Here is a 16,051-nt window from a genome sequence, read left to right on the forward strand (position 1 = left end):
TCGTTACTGGCCGCCGTGGCTCGCGGTCGGCGATCCTGACGCCGTGGCCACCAGTGAAGTCGCGGCGCTCCCGCGCGCGTTCGGCGGGCCCGGCGCCGGGCCGGGCCAGTTCCGCGCGCCGTCCGGGATCGCCGTCGACGTCCGCGGCCGGGTGTGGGTGGCGGACACCGGCAACGACCGCGTCCAGGCGTTCACCCGCGACGGTGCACTCGTCCGGGTCCTGGCCGGCCGGCTCAAGGGGCCGGAAGGGGTCGCGGTCGACGCGGCGGGTCACGTGTACGTCGCCGACACGGGCAATCGGCGCGTGGTGCAGTTTTCGTGGTGGGGCGGGTTCGTCCGCGAGTTCGGCGGGCTGGACCGGCCGCGCGGACTGGCGCTGGACCACGCGGGGCGCCTGCTGGTCGACGACACCGGGCGGGTGGCCCGCTTCGACACCCGCACGGGCGCGGCGCTGTCCGACACGACCGAGCCGATCAGCTCCCCTCGCGACATGGCGGACGACGGCGTCGGTGGGGTTTGGGTCGCCGAGACCGGTAACCACCGCATTGTCCACTTCGGAGCGTCGGCCTAGCCGCAGCAGTACGCCGGTCCGACGACATGAATGGGTCATTCATGTCGTCGGGAGAGGTGAATGGGTCATTCACTGCGGCCGGGGCTGCTCGGCAACCCGCGACTCTAGTTTTTCGAGATCGCGGCCGTCGCGCGTACCACGGCGGTGCAGCGGTTCTCGACGTACTCGAGCCCGCCTTCCTCGGCGATGCGGCGCGCCTCCGCCGAGATGATGCCCTGCTGCAGCCACAACGCCTTCGCGCCGATCTCCACGGCTTCACGCGCGATGCCCGGCGCCTCCGGGGACGGGCGGAAGACGTCGACCAGGTCGACCGGTTCCGGGATGTCCTTCAACGACCGGTAGACCTTCTCGCCGAGCAGCTCGGTCGCCGTCGGGTGGACCGGGATGATCCGGAACCCGTGTGCCTGCAGGACCGCCGGTACGCCGTGCGCGGCCTTGGCCGGATCGCGGCTCAGCCCCACCACGGCGATCGTCTTCGCGCCTTCGAGGATTTCCTCTGCCTTCATACCGACCAGAACGCCCAGCGGGCGTCAAAGCTTCCAGAGCCGCAGGCCACGGACGCGGTACACGGGCCAGATCACGTGCCACGGCTTGCGGCGGGCGAACGTCGCGGCGCACGTCAGGATGTTGCGGGCGGACGTCGTCGCCACCTCGTGCTGGTCCGGCCAGACCGCGCCCTTGGCGCCGACCGCGATGCGGAACACCGTCAGCAGCCCGCGGCCCTGGAGGTCGTACTTCGCGCCGGTGTCGCCGGAATCGGGGGCCAGCTCGGCGATCTCGGCGCCGAACGCGCGGGCGGCCTGCGGGGCGACCTCGGCGGGCACCACGCCGACGCTGCGCATGATCGCCTTGCCGTGCACGCGCCGCGCGTACCGGAACAGCAGCGAGCGCTCCCACCACGGCAGCAGCCGGTGGTGGGCCAGCAGCGCGGCGCATTCGCCGTGCCCGATCGCGAAGATGCTCGTCAGCTCGTCGTAGGCGCCGTTCGTCGCCGGCTCGTTCAGGTGCAGCCGGACCTCGAAGCGGGTGCGCGCGGTGAGTTCGTCGAGCAGCTCGCGGCGATCGAGCCGCGCCTTCGCGCGGGAAAGCGACCAGTCGGACATGGGGACCTCCAGGCGTCGCGCACAGGGTAAGCGGCACGCGGCGCCCGGAACACGCTTTCAGCCGATCTTCTCGCCGTACATCTCCCCGAGCGGGTCGGAGATCAGCTCGACGCGGGCACCGTCCGGATCGGACAGGTAGATGGAGGTCCTGCTCTCCAGCAGGTACTGCACGCCGGCTTCGTCGAGCTTGTCCTTGATCGCGCTCCACCGTTCGGGCGTGACGGACAGGGCCAGGTGGTGCAGTCCACCGAGGACTTCCGCGTACGGGCCGAGGTCCAGGCCGGGCAGGTCGAAGAACGCGACCGCGTTGCCGTTGCCGACGTCGAAGAAGAAGTGGCTCGAACCGGGGTAGTCGCGGTTCTCGATCAGCTCGGTGAGCGGGAAGCCGAGGATGTCCTGGTAGAACTCGATGGTCCGCTCGACGTCGCTGGAGATCAGCGCGGTGTGGTGGATGCCGCGCCCGTTCGTCGCCGGGCGGTCGGCGGCCGGGTGCAGGTGGCGCTCGCGCAGTTCGTCGCGGATTTCGGCGAGCTTGGTGACCTCGGCCTGGGTCGGTGCCATGTCCCTCACGTCCCTTCCTGGTGGTGACGTTCACGCTACGCCCGATTTATCTCGCGCGCAAGACATTGCACGGCGAGAGTTCCGTTGGCCGGAACAGCCAGGCTTGTGCGCGGGGTGCCCGCACGGCAGAGTCCGGTGCGTGGATGCCAGCTTGGTGCAGGAGGCCGCCGCCGTACTGGCGCGGGCCTACGCGACGCGCGAACCGATCGAGCCGCTGATCAAGACCTACCCGGACGCGGGGATCGAGGACGCGTACCGGATCCAGCAGGAGCAGGTGCGCCAGTGGGTCGAGGGCGGGGACGCCGTCCGCGGGCACAAGGTCGGGCTCGCGTCCGCCGCGATGCAGCGGCAGATGGGCGTCGACCAGCCCGACTACGGGCACCTCACCGGCAGCATGTTCCACCTGGAGCACCAGCCGATCCCGACGACGGAGTTCCTGCAGCCGCGGATCGAGCCGGAGATCGCGTTCGTGCTCGGCTCGGCGTTGCGCGGCCCCGGCGTCACGGTCGCCGACGCGGTGCGCGCGGTCGACTTCGTGCTGCCGTCGCTGGAGATCGTCGACTCGCGGATCCAGGACTGGAAGATTTCGCTGTTCGACACGATCGCCGACAACGCGTCGTCGGGCGGGGTCGTGCTGGGCAGCCGTCCGACGGCGTTGCGCGACGCCGACCTGCGGCTCGCCGGCTGCGTGCTGTACCAGAACGGTGCGGTGGCGGCGACGGGCGCGGGTGGCGCGGTGCTCGGGTCGCCGTTGAACTCGCTCGTGTGGCTGGCGAACACGGTCGGGCCGCTGGGCGTCACCCTCGAGCCCGGGCACGTCGTGCTGCCGGGCTCGATGACCCGCGCGATCCCGGTGTCGCCGGGCGACACGATCGTCGCGACCATCGCCGGCCTGGGCAGTGTCACCGCGGTCTTTTCGGAGGAATCGTGAACGTGCGCGAGGCGGCCACCGCGCTGCTGGGGACGACTTCGGAGCGTTCGCCGCTGTCCGAGGAGTGGCCGGAGCTGGACGTCGACACGGCGTACGCGATCCAGGACGAGGCGTTGCGGCAGCGACGGGCCCGCGGCGAGACGCTGGTCGGGCTCAAGCTGGGCCTGACGTCCCGGGCGAAGCAGGAGCGGATGGGCATCGACGCGCCGCTGCTGGCCTGGCTGACGGACGCGATGGTGCTTCCGGCCGGGGTCCCCGTGCCGCAACTGATCCACCCGCGCGCCGAGCCGGAGCTGGTCTTCGTGCTGCGGGACCGCTTGGCGGGCCCGGGTGTCACGGCGGCGACGGCGCTGGCCGCGGTCGACCGCGTCTACGGCGGCATCGAGATCATCGACAGCCGGTACGCGGACTACCGCTTCACGCTCCCGGACGCCGTCGCGGACAACGGCTCGTCGGCGTACTTCAGCGTCGGGCCGGTGGGGCTGCCGCCGGCGTCGCTGGACCTTTCGCTGGAGGCGGCGCTGCTGGAGGTCGACGGCCAGATCGTCGACACGGCGACGGGCGCGGCGGTCCAGGGCCACCCGGCGGAGGCGCTGGCCCTGGCGGCGAACGCGCTGGGCGCGCGCGGGCTGGCGTTGGAGCCGGGCTGGCTCGTGCTGACGGGCGGCATGACGGACGCGGTCCCGCTCCGGCGCGGATCCCGCGTCGCGGCCCACTTCTCCCACCTGGGCTCGATCACGCTCTCCGGGTGACGTCGGCGCGGTCGGCGATCCGCGCGATGCCGCGCACGATCCGCGGCCAGACCGCGCGGGGCAGGTCGTGGCCCATGCCCGGGACGACGTCGAGGTCGGCGCCCGGGATGGCTCTCGCCGTCGCGCGGCCGCCCGAGACGTGGACCAGCGGGTCGCGAGCCCCGTGGATCACCAACGCGGGTGTCCGCACCTTCCGCAGCCGCGGGGCCCGGTCGCGCTCGGCCATGATCGCCGCGAGCTGGCGCAGCGTGCCGCCCGGGTGGACGCCGCGGTCGAACGTGCGCTCCGCGCGGTCTCGCATGCGGGCCTCGTCGAACGGGTAGCCGGGCGAGCCGATCAGCCGGAACGTCCGCACGAGCATTTCCACGTAGTCCGCGCGGTTGCGCGGCGGCGCGCTGAGCAGCATCGACATCGCCTTGCCGCTCGGGCGGCCGACCAGCCGACCGCCGGTGCTGGACATGATCGACGTCAGCGATAGCACCCGCGCGGGGTGCCGGATCGCCAGGGTCTGCGCGATCATCCCGCCCATCGACGCGCCGGCGACGTGCGCGGCCGGGATGCCCAGCGCGTCCAGCAGCCCGGCGGTGTCGGCGGCCATGTCCGCCAGCGAGTAGGGCGCGCTGTGCAGCAGGTACGCCTGCGCGAGGTTGGCCCGGCCCCGCATCCGGCTCGACCGCCCGGCGTCGCGGTTGTCGAACCGGATGACGTGGAACCCCTGTGCCGCAAGGAGTTCGCAGAACTCTTCGTCCCACCAGATCATCGGCGCGCCGAGGCCCATGACCAGCAGCAGCGGCCGGCCGGCCGCATCGCCGAAGGACTCGTGGCACAGCTCGATCCCGCCGACCTCGGTGACCTGCTCCGCCATCAGGCCTCCCGGGCGTGCTCGGCGGCCAGCTTGGTGAGCTCGGCCAGCGCGTCGTGCAGGTGATCGATCAGGTCCCAGACGTCCGGGATCAGCTCCCGGCAGGCGACGAGCCCGAAGTCCAGCTTGCCGTCGTAGGACATCACGGTGATGTTCAGCCCGCCGCTGGCGTCGGTGATCGCGGACACCGGGTAGTTCGCGAGCAGCCGCGCGCCGGCGAGGTACAGCGGCTGCTGCGAGCCCGGCACGTTCGACACGACGAGGTTGACGACGGGCGCGGTGGCGCCCAGGAACTTCATCGTGGCGCGCGCGGCGAGCCCGCCGAGCGCGGCCGGCAGCATCCCGCTGAAGTCGACCAGCCACGACGCGGGCAGCGGCTGGTACCGCTGCTTCGCGGCGACCATCGCGCTGGTGACCTCGGCCAGCCGCGCGGCGGGGTCGGCGAGGTGCGTCGGCAGCGGCGCGAGCATGACCGAGACCTGGTTGCCGGCGTCCTTCGCCTGCTCGGGCGTGCGCACCGACAGCGGGACGAGCGTCACGAGCGGCTGGTCGGGCAGGGCGTCGTGGTCGGCCAGCCACCGGCGCATGACGCTCGCGCACAACGCCAGCACGACATCGTTCACGGTGACGCCGAAAGTGTTCTTGATGTGCTTGACCTCGTCGAGGGGCAGCGAGCCGTACGCGAACCGGCGGTGCGGGCTGATCGGCCCGTTGAACGGCGTTTCGGGCGCGATGAGCCGCGGCCGGGCGGCCTCGTGCCGGCCGGAGCCCTGACGTGTGACGCGGTTGAGGACGCTGCCGGCCTTCGCGAGCAGCCCGACGCCGGGGTAGCGCCCGAGCCCGGGGACCTCGTCGAGGTGCTGCAGCAGCTTCGGGACCTGCAGCGCGGCTTTGACCGGGTGCAGCACGAGCTTCTTCGTCCCGTTCAGGGCGAGCGCGACGGGCGTGGGGACGGGCTCCTTCTGCGGTTTCTTCGGCGGTTCGGTGGCTCCGGGTTCGGCGGTGGTGTCCATGAGGACGCCGATGAGCTCGGCCCCGGAGACGCCGTCGATCGCGCAGTGGTGGACCTTCGTGTAGACGGCTTTGCTGCCGTCCTGCAGGCCGTGGATGAGGTAGGCCTCCCAGAGCGGCCGCCGCCGGTCCAGCGGCCGCGCGGTGAGCCGGGCGATCTGTTCGCCGAGCTGCCGCGCGTCGCCGGGAGCGGGCAGCGCGATCTCGCGGACGTGGTACTCGAGGTCGAACTCGGGATCGTCGATCCAGTAGGGGTGGTCGAGCCCGAGCGGCACGGGCAGCAGCCGCCAGCGGAGCGGTTTCGCGAGGTGCAGCCGCGAGCCGATGAGCTCGCGCAGGCCGTCGAGGGTGAGCCTCCCGCCGGGCGCGGTCAGGGGGTCGAGGATCGAGAGGCCCCCGACGTGCCCGGTGGTGGTGGTCGACTCGGCGTTGAGGAACTGCACGTCCAGGGCGGTGAGCTGGCGCATCAGGCCTCCTCGGGCTCGGCAGGCCAGTCTGCCCCGGGGGATCGGCGGGGTAAATCCGCTGGCTGGGGGGCCGGGTGACGCCCCTTCGGCGGACACCCGGACGCTCACCGGGAGGGCGTCGCGCCGGGCGAGGGCTCGTTCCGCGCGCTCGTGGTGCGCGGTGCCGGGACCTCCGCGCCGGCGCGGTAGGCGCGCGCCTGGATTTCGTAGAGCTCGTGGTACACCCCGCCTTCTCTGATCAGTTCCTCGTGGGTGCCCTGCTCGATCAGCTTTCCCTTGTCCAGCACCAGGATCCGGTCCGCCGAGCGGATGTTCGCCAGCCGGTGGGTGACCAGGATCGTCGTGCGCCTGCCGTGGTGGGACGCGCTCGCGTGCTGCAGGCCGGCGAACACCCGGGCCTCCGCGCGGGCGTCGAGCGCCGCCGTCGGCTCGTCGGCCACCAGGACCGAGGCGTCGCGGTAGATGCCGCGGGCGATGCCCATGCGCTGCCACTGGCCGCCGGACAGGTCGTGGCCCTCGTCGAACTTCTTGGACAGCATCGTGTTCTCCTTGGCGGGCAACGACTCGATCACCTCGTCCGCGCCCGAGTAGCCCACCGCCTCGCGCCACGCGCGGCCGCCGGGGTCCGCGCGGCCGAGGCGGCCCACCGTGACGTTGTTCGCCGCCGTCATCGGCCACTCCGCGGGCTCCTGCGCGATCACCGCGATGTTCGCGTGCACCGACGCCGGGTCCGCGTGCGCGAGGTCGACGTCGTCCCAGCGCACCACGCCTTCGTCCGGCGGGTACAGCCCGGTCAGCAGCTTGCCGAGGGTCGTCTTGCCCGACCCGTTCTCCCCGACGAGCGCGACCACCTCGCCGCGCCGGATCGTCAGCGAGATGTCCCGCAGCGCCGGTCGTTGCCCGCCCGGGTAGGTGAACGAGACGCCCTCCAGCCGGATCTCGGCCGGGTCGGCCGGCGCGGGCAGCGCCGCCGGCGGTGGCTGCCGCCGCACCGACTCCACCAGCAGCTGGTTGTAGAAGCCGATGTAGAACGAGTCTTCGTACAGCGAATTGACCGCGCGCATGGTGTTGGACAGCGCCGTCGACGCCGTGCGCATCGCCAGCACCGCCGTGCCGGCCAGCGCCAGTTCCATCCCGCCGGAGTAGAGCAGCCAGCCGAGCACCAGGTACGCCACGGCGGTGCCGAACCCGGCCGCCGCCCGGCCGGTCGTGCGCACCAGGTTGCTGCGGTGCGCCAGCCGGACCTCCTCGCGCATCAGGCTGCGCGAGATGCGCCGGTACTCGCCGAGCAGCGGCTCCTGCAACGTCAGCGCGTGCCGTTCGAGGGCCATCGACCGCCAGGTGGCGACCTCTTCGACGACCGACTTGCGGATGTTGCGCCCGACCGTGTCGATGAAGTGCCGGTAGTTCAGCTTCGCGATGCGCGCGGCGGCAAAGCCGTCGGCGGCCGCGGCGAGCAGCAGGACCGGCGCCAGCCACGGGTTCAGCAGCCCCGCCGTCAGCATCGCCGCCGCCAGCGAGATGACCGACGACGTCAGGTCGGCCAGCCGGCGCAGGCTCGTCTCGATCGCCCGGACGCCGAACCGCGCGCCCTGCCGCGCCAGCTCGCGGAAGTCGGCGTCCTCGAACGCGATCAGCCCGACGCGCACGACCGCCGCCGTCACCGCGTCGTCCGCCGCCGCGGTGACGCGGGGCCGCAGCGCGCCTTCGACGGCCGCGACGGCGGCGTCGAGCAACGCGCGTGCCGCGTACGAGCCGGTGACGACCGCGATCGCGGGCAGCGACTGCAGCACCCGGTCCGGGGTCGGGCCCTGTTCGAGCAGCGCGGTGAAGACGTTCGCGGTGGCGAGCAGCCCGAACGCCGTGACGCAGCCCGAGACGACGTGCACGAAGCCGGCCAGCAGCGTCAGCCGTGGCGAGGTCCGCCAAGCCAGCCGCAGCACGACGGCGATCGCGGTCGGCAACGCGCGCACGGCCTGGCCGAAGCCGGCCTGGGCCACGCGTTCGTCGACGCGTGCCCATTCGGGCATCTTCACGTTCTCGACCCCGATCAGCGGGGGCGAGTCCGGGGCGTCCTGGGGTGTTCCGGCGGGTCTGCGCACGCATCCATCTCTACTCCGGGGGTACGACAATTCCGGAGCTCCGAGGTCGGCCGGGGCACCGGTGAGCGGGTGCGGGCGCTAGGCCGTTCGGGTGAAAGTAATCGATTTCTCTGGGCCTTCGCGAGTATCGGGGACACACTCGCTGAAGAACCCCGAATCGAGCGACACCGAATAACTAATAATTGTTGTGAAATTGATCCGCCGCTGGGCCGCCCGGGTCGGCAGGTCTGCGGATGTGGTGGCAGAGACCGGAAACAGGTGACGTCCTCGTGCAAGGGGGGAGGGGCGTCGCCTGTTTCCTCCTACCCGTTTTCGCGGGTGTACCGCGCGCGCAGGAATGGGCTGAATTCGCGGTCTTGGCCCATCTTGACGTCGATTTCGTGCGTCAGGGTGTCGCCGTCCGGGGTGAGCCGGTGCCGGGCCACCCCGCGGGCGGTCCGCTTGTCCAGGACGAGCGTCGCGCCGGACCAGTCCCCGCGAGCGGGCGACTCGGGCGGGAAGCCGTAGCTGTCGAAGCCGTACGAGAGTGTCTCGCCGGTCTTCGGGTCCACGGTGAAGACGTTGTGCCCCAGGAACTCCGTGCCGTCTTCGCGCAGTTGCCGGTAGTCCTGGACCAGTGCGAAACCGTTGAGCTCCAGGCGATAGCGGCACTCGGCGCGCGCGGTCGAGGCCGGCGCCCACGGTGAAGCGGCGAGCTCCTCGGTGCCGGTCCAGTCGCCGGCGAAGGCCTTCAGCGCGTCGTGCGCGGGGCCGAGGGTGGGCATGTCCATGGTCGTCTCCATTTCGACAGGTACCTGTCGATGTGCGAGACTAGCACGCATGCGGTCCCATCGAGCCGAGACGTTCACCCGGGTGATCGACGCGGTCTTCGCCTGCAACGGCGGCTTCCTGGCGGCGGGTGACGCGCTGACCGAGCCGGTCGGGCTCACGGCGGCGCAGTGGCAGGTCCTCGGCTTCCTCGAGGACGGCCCGGCGACGGCGGCCGAGGTGGCGCGGCGCCGCGGGCTGCGACGCCAGAGCGTCCAGGAGACGGTTAACCGCTTGCTGCGCAACGGAATGCTCGACCGTGTGCCGAACCCGGCCGACGCTCGGGCGCCGCTGCTGTGCCTGACACGGCGGGCGAAGACGGCGATGCGCGAGCTGGGGGCGGCGCAGGTCGCGTGGGCGGAGGACGTGGCGGGCGCGGTGTCCCAAGAGGACCTGGAGACGACGCTGCGGACGTTGCGCCGGCTGCGCGAGGTCGTGGCGCAGCCGCGGTTGCTCTAATCACAAGCCGGCACCGGGGCCGGGGAGCGGGTCGACGTTGCTCCCGTTCATCGGTTCGCCGCAGTGCGCGCAGCGGAGCTCGACGCTGCTGATCTCGCCGCACGTGTGGTGGCGGTAGAGCACCGGCGGGCCGGCTTCGCCCGCGAGCCACTTGTCGCCCCAGCGGGTCATGACCATCAGCATGTCGACCAGCTCGGCGCCCTTTTCGGTCAGGACGTACTCGTAGCGCGGCCGCCGGTCGTAGGGCCGGCGCTCGAGGACGCCCTGCTCGACGAGGTGGTGGAGCCGCTCGGTGAGGACCTTGCGCGAGATGCCGAGGTCCGCCTGGATCTGCTCGAACCGGCTGAACCCGGCGAAGACGTCCCGCAGGATCAGCGGCGACCACGGTTCGCCGATGACGTCGAGCGTGCGCGCGATCGAGCACGCGGCCAGTTCGCTGAAGTTCGTGCGCTGCATGAGGCCACTTTAGCATTCGGGGTTCCCTTAGGGAACTTGTCCTGCTACGGTTACGGAGTCTCCTCAAGGAACTCCGAAAGGATCGCGATGAGCAAGGTCTTCAGCGCCCACGCCGTGTCGGTCGACGGGTACATCACCGGCCGCGGCGCCGGTCCGGGGCACGGCCTCGGTGACGGCGGGACGCTCTTCGACTGGTACACCGACGGCGGCACGCAGAGCCGCGTGTTCGACTTCTTCAAGCTCAGCGAACCGAGCGCCCGCGTCTTCGACGACCTCGCGGGGCGCGTCGGAGCGATCGTCGCGGGCCGGAACACCTACGAGGACTCGGACCACTTCGGCGGCGGCAGCCCGCACCCGAACGCCCCGCTCTTCCTGCTCAGCCACCGGCCGGCACCGGAGCTGACGCCGCAGCAGACGCTGGTCGGGGACATCAAGGAGGCCATCGAGGCCGCCCGCGAGGCAGCGGGCGGCAAGGACGTCGGCCTGATGGGCGGCGGGGTCCTGACGTCGGCGCTCGCGGCGGGCCTGGTCGACGAGGTCGTCCTCCACCAGGTCCCGGTTCTACTCGGCGGCGGGCGGTCGTTCTTCCAGGAGCTGCCCGCGCACGTGCGGCTGCGGCTGGTCGAAGCCGTCGCCGCCCCCGGCGTCACCCACCTCCACTACTCGGTCGCCTGAACCTGCAAAGGAGAAAGCCATGCTGAACGAAGACGTCCGCCGCATCCTCTCGACGAACGTGGTGGCGCACCTGGCCACGGTCCTGCCCGACGGCGCCCCGCACTCGATCCCGCTGTGGGTCGACCCGGAAGGCGACCACATCGCGATCATGACCGGGCCGGACTCGCGCAAGGCCCGCAACCTGCGCCGCGACCCGCGGGTGGCGCTGTCCCTGACCCCGGTGGACAACCCGTTCGAGCCGGTGATCATCCGCGGCCGCGTGGTCGAGTGGGTCGACGGCGACGCGGGCTGGGAGATCGTCGACCGCATCGCCACGAAGTACCTCGGGCAGAGCTATCCGCGCGAGCAGGTGCGGGTGGTCGGACTGATCGAGGTCGAGCGGCAGAGCATCGGGATGGGGTGAGTCACTTGCGTTTTCCCCAGCGCTCGTCGGCCGGTTCTTCGCCGCGCCGCAGCGCTTCGAGGTAGGCGCGGTCGGTGGTGAAGCGGGCGGCGATGTCTTTCCCTTCGGCGATGGAGCCGTGGCCGGGGACGAGAACGTCGATGTGCCGAGCGGCTTCTTCCAGCCGGTCGAGCGCTGCTGGGTAGGCGTCCTCCTGGCCGGAGCGGCGGGGGTCGAGGAGCGGAATCAGGACGTCGGAGAGCATGTCGCCGGCGAGCAGGACCCCGCGGTCGGCGAGGAGCAGGGCGGCGTGGCCGACGGCGTGGGCGTCGTGCTCGACGAGTTCGCCGGGCAGTGGGTTGTCCTTCGGCAGCGGGGTCACGAGCGCAACGAGGTCGAGGGGGATGTCGGGCGCGGTCTCCGCCGCCATGGCTTGCGCGCGTTCGCGGGCTTCGGTGGCGACTTGAGCGGCGTCGGGGGTGGCGTAGCGGGGGACGTCGCCGAAGCGGGAGTGCCAGAGCAGGTGGTCGAAGTGGGGGTGGGTGCAGAACCCGGCGACCACGGGGAGGCCGAGCTGGTCCAGATCGTCGGCGAGCGCGTCGAGTTCGGCGCCGGTGATGCCGGGGTCGACGAGGACCAGGCCGTCGTCCGCTCGGATGACGGTGGTGTTGCTCCAGACCCATTCGCTCTGCCGGACCCAGACGTCGTCGGCTACCTGCTTCAGCATCGGAACACCGTGCCAGGTGGCTTCGGCCGGCGCAATCGTGCCGGGAGCTGTCAGTCCGGTTTGATGCCCAGCAGGGTCAAGAACGTGCGGAACCCCGCCGACATGTCGACCTCCGACGGGTCCAGCAACCACTGCAACTGCAACCCGTCCAGGACCGCGATCGCGATCGGGGCCAGCTGTTCCGGTGTCGTTCCCGGGGGCAGCTCGTCGCGGTGGCGTTCCAGCATCTGGGTCATGCCCGCGCGCACCCGCTGGTAGCGGTCGTGGAAGTACTCGCGTGCCGGATGGTCCTCTGTGACGCTGTCGGCCGACAAGACCGTGTACGTCTGGACGATCCCCGCGCGCGTCGCGTTGTAGTCGACCAGGTCCGCCAGCTGGTTGACCGTCATCGACGACTCGGCGTGCCCGAAGTGCAGCAGGTCCCACTCGTCGCGGGTCTCCAGCACCGCCGTCAGCAAGTCCTCCTTCGTGGGGAAGTAGTGCATCAACCCCTGCTGCGTCAGGCCGACGCGGTCGGCCACCGCGGCCAGCGACGTGCCCCGGTAGCCGCGTTCGGCGATCACCTCGAACGCCGCTCGGACGATGCTCGCGCGGCGGTCGGCGCCCCTGGCCCGGGTCATGATCCCGAGCCTACGGGACGCGCTGTCACGAAACCGTAACGTTCACTACTCGTCGCCAGGTACAGTAGGCGCCCATGAGCTTCGACGTCGATGCGCTGCTGGCCGGGCTCGACCTGGACACCAAGGCGAGCCTGCTCGCCGGCCAGGACGTCTGGAGCCTGCCCGCCCTGCCGGACCTCGGCCTGGCCTCCCTCGTGCTCTCCGACGGCCCCGTCGGCGTCCGCGGGGTCCGGTGGAGCCCGGACGACCCCTCGGTGACGCTCCCCAGCCCGACGGCGCTCGCCGCGAGCTGGGACCCGCGGCTGGCCGTGCGCGTCGGCCGGCTGCTCGCGCAGGAAGCCCGCCGCAAGGGGGTGCACGTGCTCCTCGCCCCGACGGTCAACCTCCAGCGCTCGCCCCTGGGCGGCCGCCACTTCGAGTGCTACTCGGAAGATCCCCTCCTCACCGGGATGATCGGCGCCGGCTACGTCACCGGCGTGCAGGACGGCGGGGTCGCCGTCACGGTCAAGCACTTCGTCGCCAACGACTTCGAGACCGAACGCTTCACCGCCGATGTCCACGTCGGCGAACGCGCCCTGCGCGAGCTCTACCTCGCACCCTTCGAACTCATCGTCCGGCGGGCGAAGCCGTGGGGGATCATGGCCGCCTACAACAGCGTCAACGGCACCACGATGACCCAGCACGCCGGACTCCTCAACGACGTGCTGCGCGACGAATGGGGCTTCGACGGCTTCGTCGTCTCCGACTGGCTGGCCGCGCGCGACACCGTCGCCTCCGCCAACGGCGGCCTCGACGTCGCGATGCCCGGCCCCCGCACGGTTTTCGGCGAACAGCTCGCCGAAGCCGTGCGCGGCGGCGAAGTCGACGAAGAGGTCGTCGACGACATGGTCCGCCGCGTGCTCCTGCTGGCCCACCGGACCGGCGCACTCGACGGCGGCCCGGCGGCCAGTCAGTCCCAAGTGGACGGTGACGCGGTCGCGCGCGAGGTCGCGCACCGGTCGTTCGTGCTGCTCAGCAACGAAACCGGCGTGCTCCCGCTCAAGCAGCCGCAGAGCATCGCCCTGATCGGCGCGCTGGCCGCGGACCCCAAGATCCTCGGCGGCGGCAGTGCCACCGTGTTCCCCGATCACGTCGTCTCCCCTCTCGACGGCCTCCGCAAGGCCGTTCCCCCGGGCACCGACCTGGCGTTCGCCATCGGTGCCGATCCGCGAACGACGCTACCGCCGGCCACCGACAATTTCCGGCTCCGCGCGACCGCCAAGGCCGCGGACGGCACCCGATTGGCTGAATTTCCGCTCAGGGAAGCCAAAATCAACTGGATCGGGGAACTGCCCGAAGGACTCGACCTGGCCACGCTCGCGTCGGTCGAGATCCACGGCACCTACCTGCCCGAACGCAGCGGCACGCACACCTTCGCCGTCACCGGCCCCGGCGACCTGCGCCTCACCGTCGGCGGCCAAACCCTCTTCGACGGCGTCAACCTGCCCGAAGGCGGCGACGTCTTCACGTCGATCATGCAGGTCCGGGAGCAACGGCGGGAGATCGAGCTGGCGGCAGCCGAACTGGTCGACGTCAGCCTCACGTACTGGATCCCGTCGGAGATGGCGGAGTTCGCGCGCGGGACGTTCGCCTGGGTCACCTTCGCGCTCGGCCACCGCGGCCCGGTGCCCGCCCCGGACGCCGCGCTCGACGAAGCCGTTGCCCTGGCGGGCAAGTCGGACGTCGCCGTCGTCGTGGTCGGCACCACCGCCGAGGTCGAAAGCGAAGGCTTCGACCGGACTTCCCTGGCCCTGCCGGGAAGGCAGGACGAACTCGTCGCGCGGGTCGCGAAGGCCAACCCCAACACCGTGGTCGTCGTGAACGCCGGCTCGCCCGTGGAGATGCCGTGGCGCGCCGACGTCGCCGCGGTGCTGCTCACCTGGTTCCCCGGCCAGGCGGGCGGCGACGCGCTCGCCGACGTCCTCTTCGGTCGCGAAGAGCCCGGCGGCCGCTTGCCGACGACGTGGCCGGCGAAGCTCGAAGACGCGCCGGTGACCGACGTGACACCGGAAGAAGGCGTTCTCGAGTACGGCGAAGGCGTCTACATCGGCTACAGCGCTTGGGCGCGCGCAGAAACCCAACCCGCGTATTGGTTCGGCCACGGCCAGGGCTACACGACCTGGGTGTACGAAGAACTCGACTGCTACCCGGACGACGAAGGCGGTGCGCGCGTCCGAGTCCGCATACGCAACTCAGGGACGCGTAGGGGCCGCGAAGTCGTCCAGCTCTACCTGGCCCCGACCGAGCGCGGCGACCGGCCGCCCCGCTGGCTCGCCGGCTTCGCGAGCGTCGAAGCCGGGCCCGGCGAGGCCGTCGAGACCGACATCGTCATCGCGCCGAGGTCCGCCGAGGTCTGGCGCGACGGCTGGCAGCACATCGCCGGCGAGTACGTCCTGGAGGCGTCGCACTCCTACGACCAGCCGCGGCTGAGCACGCGGGTCGTCCTCCAGAAAATACGTTGACGCCCGGTGCGGAAGGCTCTAATTTCACGCAGGCACCCATGATCAGCGAAAGGAGGTGGGACCGATGATCACCCAACCGATCACGCGCTCCCACCTCGGAACGAGGGTGCCGGGTATCTGACCGGGAGCGCGTACTCCTGGAAGGAATTCCGTGACCGATCTGGTCATCCGCCCGCTCGAAGCGGGCGAAGAAGCCTTGTTCACCTCCCTGCCCGACCGCGGTCTCGTCGGCCGCAAGCTGTTCGGCAACGACTTCGCCGAGATGGCCGCCAAGGGCGAGTACCGGCCCGAGTGGGTCTGGGTCGCCCTGCGCGACGACGTCGTCGTGGCGCGGGCCGCCTGGTGGGGCACGCCGAAGGACGAGACGCCGATCGCGCTCGACTGGTTCGACTTCACCGACTTCGACGCGGGCGTCGAGCTGCTGAAGAAGGTGCCGCTGCGCGCGGAGTACTCGCTGACCACGCCGCCCGCGTGGCAGGACGACCCCGACGTCGCGCACGAGGTCACCATCCGCCTCGAAGCGGCCGAGAAGGCGGGCTACCGCAAGCTCGTCGAGCGCTACCGGTTCTGCTGGACGCCGGAAAACGGCCTGCCGGAGAAGCCGGGCCGGCTCGAGTTCCGGCCCGAGCCGGACGACGACGTCATCCTCGACGTCTTCAAGCGCGTGCACGTCGGCAGCCTCGACGCGCACGTCCGCAAGACGGTCGAGGAGCACGGCCTCGACGCCGCCGCCCGGGAGGACCTCGACATCATGAAGTGGATGCCGGCGCCCCGGGACTGGTGGCGGCTGGCGTACACGCCCGGCGGCGAGCTCGTCGGCCTCACGCTGCCGAGCCGCAACGCGTACGACCCGGTCGTCGGGTACATCGCCGTGGTGCCCGAGCACCGCGGGCAGGGCTACGCCTACGACCTGCTGGTCGAGGCCACGCACGACCTCGTCGGGTACGGCGCGGAGCAGATCGTCGCGGGTACCGACGTCGGGAACGTCCCGATGGCGAAGGCGTTCGCCAAGGCGGGCTACCCCGTGACGCAGCACCGCATCGACCTCGTGTGACACCGCCGGC

At 71.4% G+C, this 16,051-nt stretch carries 18 protein-coding genes; 8 read left to right on the plus strand and 10 right to left on the minus strand.

Features of this window, described 5'->3' with window-relative positions; genetic code table 11:
• Positions 1-43: 43 nt before the first annotated feature.
• A complete protein-coding gene (locus ACERZO_RS34995) occupies positions 44-571 on the plus strand; it encodes an NHL repeat-containing protein (RefSeq protein ID WP_372670064.1) in 528 nt (175 codons plus the stop codon).
• Positions 572-675: 104 nt separating this feature from the next.
• On the opposite strand, the gene ACERZO_RS35000 is transcribed toward ACERZO_RS34995, so the two are convergent.
• Genes ACERZO_RS35000 through ACERZO_RS35010 form a run of 3 tightly spaced genes read right to left on the minus strand, consistent with a single transcriptional unit; the run spans position 676 to position 2,235 of the window.
• Positions 676-1,077: a CoA-binding protein gene (locus ACERZO_RS35000; RefSeq protein WP_372670066.1), complete on the minus strand. Its 402-nt coding sequence runs from the start codon at positions 1,075-1,077 to the stop codon at positions 676-678.
• Between the two features lie 24 nt (positions 1,078-1,101).
• A complete protein-coding gene (locus ACERZO_RS35005) occupies positions 1,102-1,674 on the minus strand; it encodes a hypothetical protein (RefSeq protein ID WP_372670068.1) in 573 nt (190 codons plus the stop codon).
• Positions 1,675-1,731: 57 nt separating this feature from the next.
• Complete coding sequence (locus ACERZO_RS35010) at positions 1,732-2,235, minus strand: VOC family protein (RefSeq protein ID WP_372670071.1); 504 nt, start codon at positions 2,233-2,235, stop codon at positions 1,732-1,734.
• Positions 2,236-2,374: 139 nt separating this feature from the next.
• On the opposite strand from ACERZO_RS35010, the gene ACERZO_RS35015 reads away from it, so the two are divergent.
• Together ACERZO_RS35015 and ACERZO_RS35020 are read left to right on the plus strand one after the other, a co-directional pair.
• Positions 2,375-3,166 (plus strand): 2-keto-4-pentenoate hydratase, encoded by a 792-nt coding sequence (locus tag ACERZO_RS35015; RefSeq protein WP_372670074.1) that lies wholly within the window; start codon positions 2,375-2,377, stop codon positions 3,164-3,166.
• On the plus strand, positions 3,163-3,918 hold the full coding sequence (locus ACERZO_RS35020) for a 2-keto-4-pentenoate hydratase (RefSeq protein ID WP_372670076.1): 756 nt from the start codon (positions 3,163-3,165) through the stop codon (positions 3,916-3,918). Before ACERZO_RS35015 ends, ACERZO_RS35020 begins: the two co-directional genes overlap by 4 nt.
• On the opposite strand, the gene ACERZO_RS35025 is transcribed toward ACERZO_RS35020, so the two are convergent.
• The 4 genes from ACERZO_RS35025 to ACERZO_RS35040 form a co-directional block, all read right to left on the minus strand.
• Positions 3,902-4,783: an alpha/beta fold hydrolase gene (locus ACERZO_RS35025; RefSeq protein WP_372670078.1), complete on the minus strand. Its 882-nt coding sequence runs from the start codon at positions 4,781-4,783 to the stop codon at positions 3,902-3,904. The two genes, ACERZO_RS35020 and ACERZO_RS35025, sit on opposite strands and share 17 nt — an antisense overlap.
• Positions 4,783-6,258 (minus strand): WS/DGAT/MGAT family O-acyltransferase, encoded by a 1,476-nt coding sequence (locus ACERZO_RS35030; RefSeq protein ID WP_372670080.1) that lies wholly within the window; start codon positions 6,256-6,258, stop codon positions 4,783-4,785. The genes ACERZO_RS35025 and ACERZO_RS35030 overlap by 1 nt, the downstream gene beginning before the upstream one ends.
• A gap of 104 nt (positions 6,259-6,362) precedes the next feature.
• Complete coding sequence (locus ACERZO_RS35035) at positions 6,363-8,288, minus strand: ABC transporter ATP-binding protein (protein ID WP_372670409.1); 1,926 nt, start codon at positions 8,286-8,288, stop codon at positions 6,363-6,365.
• A gap of 374 nt (positions 8,289-8,662) precedes the next feature.
• Entirely contained in the window at positions 8,663-9,130 is a 468-nt protein-coding gene (locus ACERZO_RS35040) for a DUF1579 family protein (RefSeq protein WP_372670082.1), read from the minus strand.
• Between the two features lie 49 nt (positions 9,131-9,179).
• Here ACERZO_RS35040 and ACERZO_RS35045 point away from each other — a divergent pair, with 49 nt between their 5' ends.
• Complete coding sequence (locus ACERZO_RS35045) at positions 9,180-9,626, plus strand: MarR family winged helix-turn-helix transcriptional regulator (protein ID WP_372670084.1); 447 nt, start codon at positions 9,180-9,182, stop codon at positions 9,624-9,626.
• On the opposite strand, the gene ACERZO_RS35050 is transcribed toward ACERZO_RS35045, so the two are convergent.
• A complete protein-coding gene (locus ACERZO_RS35050; protein ID WP_372670086.1) occupies positions 9,627-10,082 on the minus strand; it encodes a winged helix-turn-helix transcriptional regulator in 456 nt (151 codons plus the stop codon). It lies immediately after the preceding gene.
• An 87-nt stretch (positions 10,083-10,169) separates the two neighbouring features.
• Here ACERZO_RS35050 and ACERZO_RS35055 point away from each other — a divergent pair, with 87 nt between their 5' ends.
• Positions 10,170-10,757: a dihydrofolate reductase family protein gene (locus tag ACERZO_RS35055; protein ID WP_372670088.1), complete on the plus strand. Its 588-nt coding sequence runs from the start codon at positions 10,170-10,172 to the stop codon at positions 10,755-10,757.
• Between the two features lie 19 nt (positions 10,758-10,776).
• Positions 10,777-11,160 (plus strand): PPOX class F420-dependent oxidoreductase, encoded by a 384-nt coding sequence (locus ACERZO_RS35060; protein ID WP_372670090.1) that lies wholly within the window; start codon positions 10,777-10,779, stop codon positions 11,158-11,160.
• A 1-nt stretch (position 11,161) separates the two neighbouring features.
• On the opposite strand, the gene ACERZO_RS35065 is transcribed toward ACERZO_RS35060, so the two are convergent.
• Complete coding sequence (locus tag ACERZO_RS35065; protein WP_372670093.1) at positions 11,162-11,866, minus strand: MBL fold metallo-hydrolase; 705 nt, start codon at positions 11,864-11,866, stop codon at positions 11,162-11,164.
• Positions 11,867-11,916: 50 nt separating this feature from the next.
• Positions 11,917-12,486 (minus strand): TetR/AcrR family transcriptional regulator, encoded by a 570-nt coding sequence (locus ACERZO_RS35070; RefSeq protein ID WP_372670095.1) that lies wholly within the window; start codon positions 12,484-12,486, stop codon positions 11,917-11,919.
• 74 nt (positions 12,487-12,560) lie between these two features.
• Here ACERZO_RS35070 and ACERZO_RS35075 point away from each other — a divergent pair, with 74 nt between their 5' ends.
• Together ACERZO_RS35075 and ACERZO_RS35080 are read left to right on the plus strand one after the other, a co-directional pair.
• A complete protein-coding gene (locus ACERZO_RS35075) occupies positions 12,561-14,987 on the plus strand; it encodes a beta-glucosidase H (protein WP_372670097.1) in 2,427 nt (808 codons plus the stop codon).
• Between the two features lie 151 nt (positions 14,988-15,138).
• Complete coding sequence (locus tag ACERZO_RS35080) at positions 15,139-16,041, plus strand: GNAT family N-acetyltransferase (RefSeq protein ID WP_372670099.1); 903 nt, start codon at positions 15,139-15,141, stop codon at positions 16,039-16,041.
• Positions 16,042-16,051: the final 10 nt, after the last annotated feature.

The organism is Amycolatopsis kentuckyensis (assembly GCF_041679295.1).
Taxonomy (GTDB): domain Bacteria; phylum Actinomycetota; class Actinomycetes; order Mycobacteriales; family Pseudonocardiaceae; genus Amycolatopsis; species Amycolatopsis kentuckyensis_A.

Bases quoted from the DNA above. Each gene is read 5' to 3' on its own strand.
- ACERZO_RS35000 (WP_372670066.1), bottom strand. From the start codon at position 1,077: ATGAAGGCAGAGGAAATCCTCGAAGGCGCGAAGACGATCGCCGTGGTG.
- ACERZO_RS35005 (WP_372670068.1), bottom strand. From the start codon at position 1,674: ATGTCCGACTGGTCGCTTTCCCGCGCGAAGGCGCGGCTCGATCGCCGC.
- ACERZO_RS35010 (WP_372670071.1), bottom strand. From the start codon at position 2,235: ATGGCACCGACCCAGGCCGAGGTCACCAAGCTCGCCGAAATCCGCGAC.
- ACERZO_RS35025 (WP_372670078.1), bottom strand. From the start codon at position 4,783: ATGGCGGAGCAGGTCACCGAGGTCGGCGGGATCGAGCTGTGCCACGAG.
- ACERZO_RS35030 (WP_372670080.1), bottom strand. From the start codon at position 6,258: ATGCGCCAGCTCACCGCCCTGGACGTGCAGTTCCTCAACGCCGAGTCG.
- ACERZO_RS35035 (WP_372670409.1), bottom strand. From the start codon at position 8,288: ATGCCCGAATGGGCACGCGTCGACGAACGCGTGGCCCAGGCCGGCTTC.
- ACERZO_RS35040 (WP_372670082.1), bottom strand. From the start codon at position 9,130: ATGGACATGCCCACCCTCGGCCCCGCGCACGACGCGCTGAAGGCCTTC.
- ACERZO_RS35045 (WP_372670084.1), top strand. From the start codon at position 9,180: ATGCGGTCCCATCGAGCCGAGACGTTCACCCGGGTGATCGACGCGGTC.
- ACERZO_RS35050 (WP_372670086.1), bottom strand. From the start codon at position 10,082: ATGCAGCGCACGAACTTCAGCGAACTGGCCGCGTGCTCGATCGCGCGC.
- ACERZO_RS35055 (WP_372670088.1), top strand. From the start codon at position 10,170: ATGAGCAAGGTCTTCAGCGCCCACGCCGTGTCGGTCGACGGGTACATC.
- ACERZO_RS35060 (WP_372670090.1), top strand. From the start codon at position 10,777: ATGCTGAACGAAGACGTCCGCCGCATCCTCTCGACGAACGTGGTGGCG.
- ACERZO_RS35065 (WP_372670093.1), bottom strand. From the start codon at position 11,866: ATGCTGAAGCAGGTAGCCGACGACGTCTGGGTCCGGCAGAGCGAATGG.
- ACERZO_RS35070 (WP_372670095.1), bottom strand. From the start codon at position 12,486: ATGACCCGGGCCAGGGGCGCCGACCGCCGCGCGAGCATCGTCCGAGCG.
- ACERZO_RS35075 (WP_372670097.1), top strand. From the start codon at position 12,561: ATGAGCTTCGACGTCGATGCGCTGCTGGCCGGGCTCGACCTGGACACC.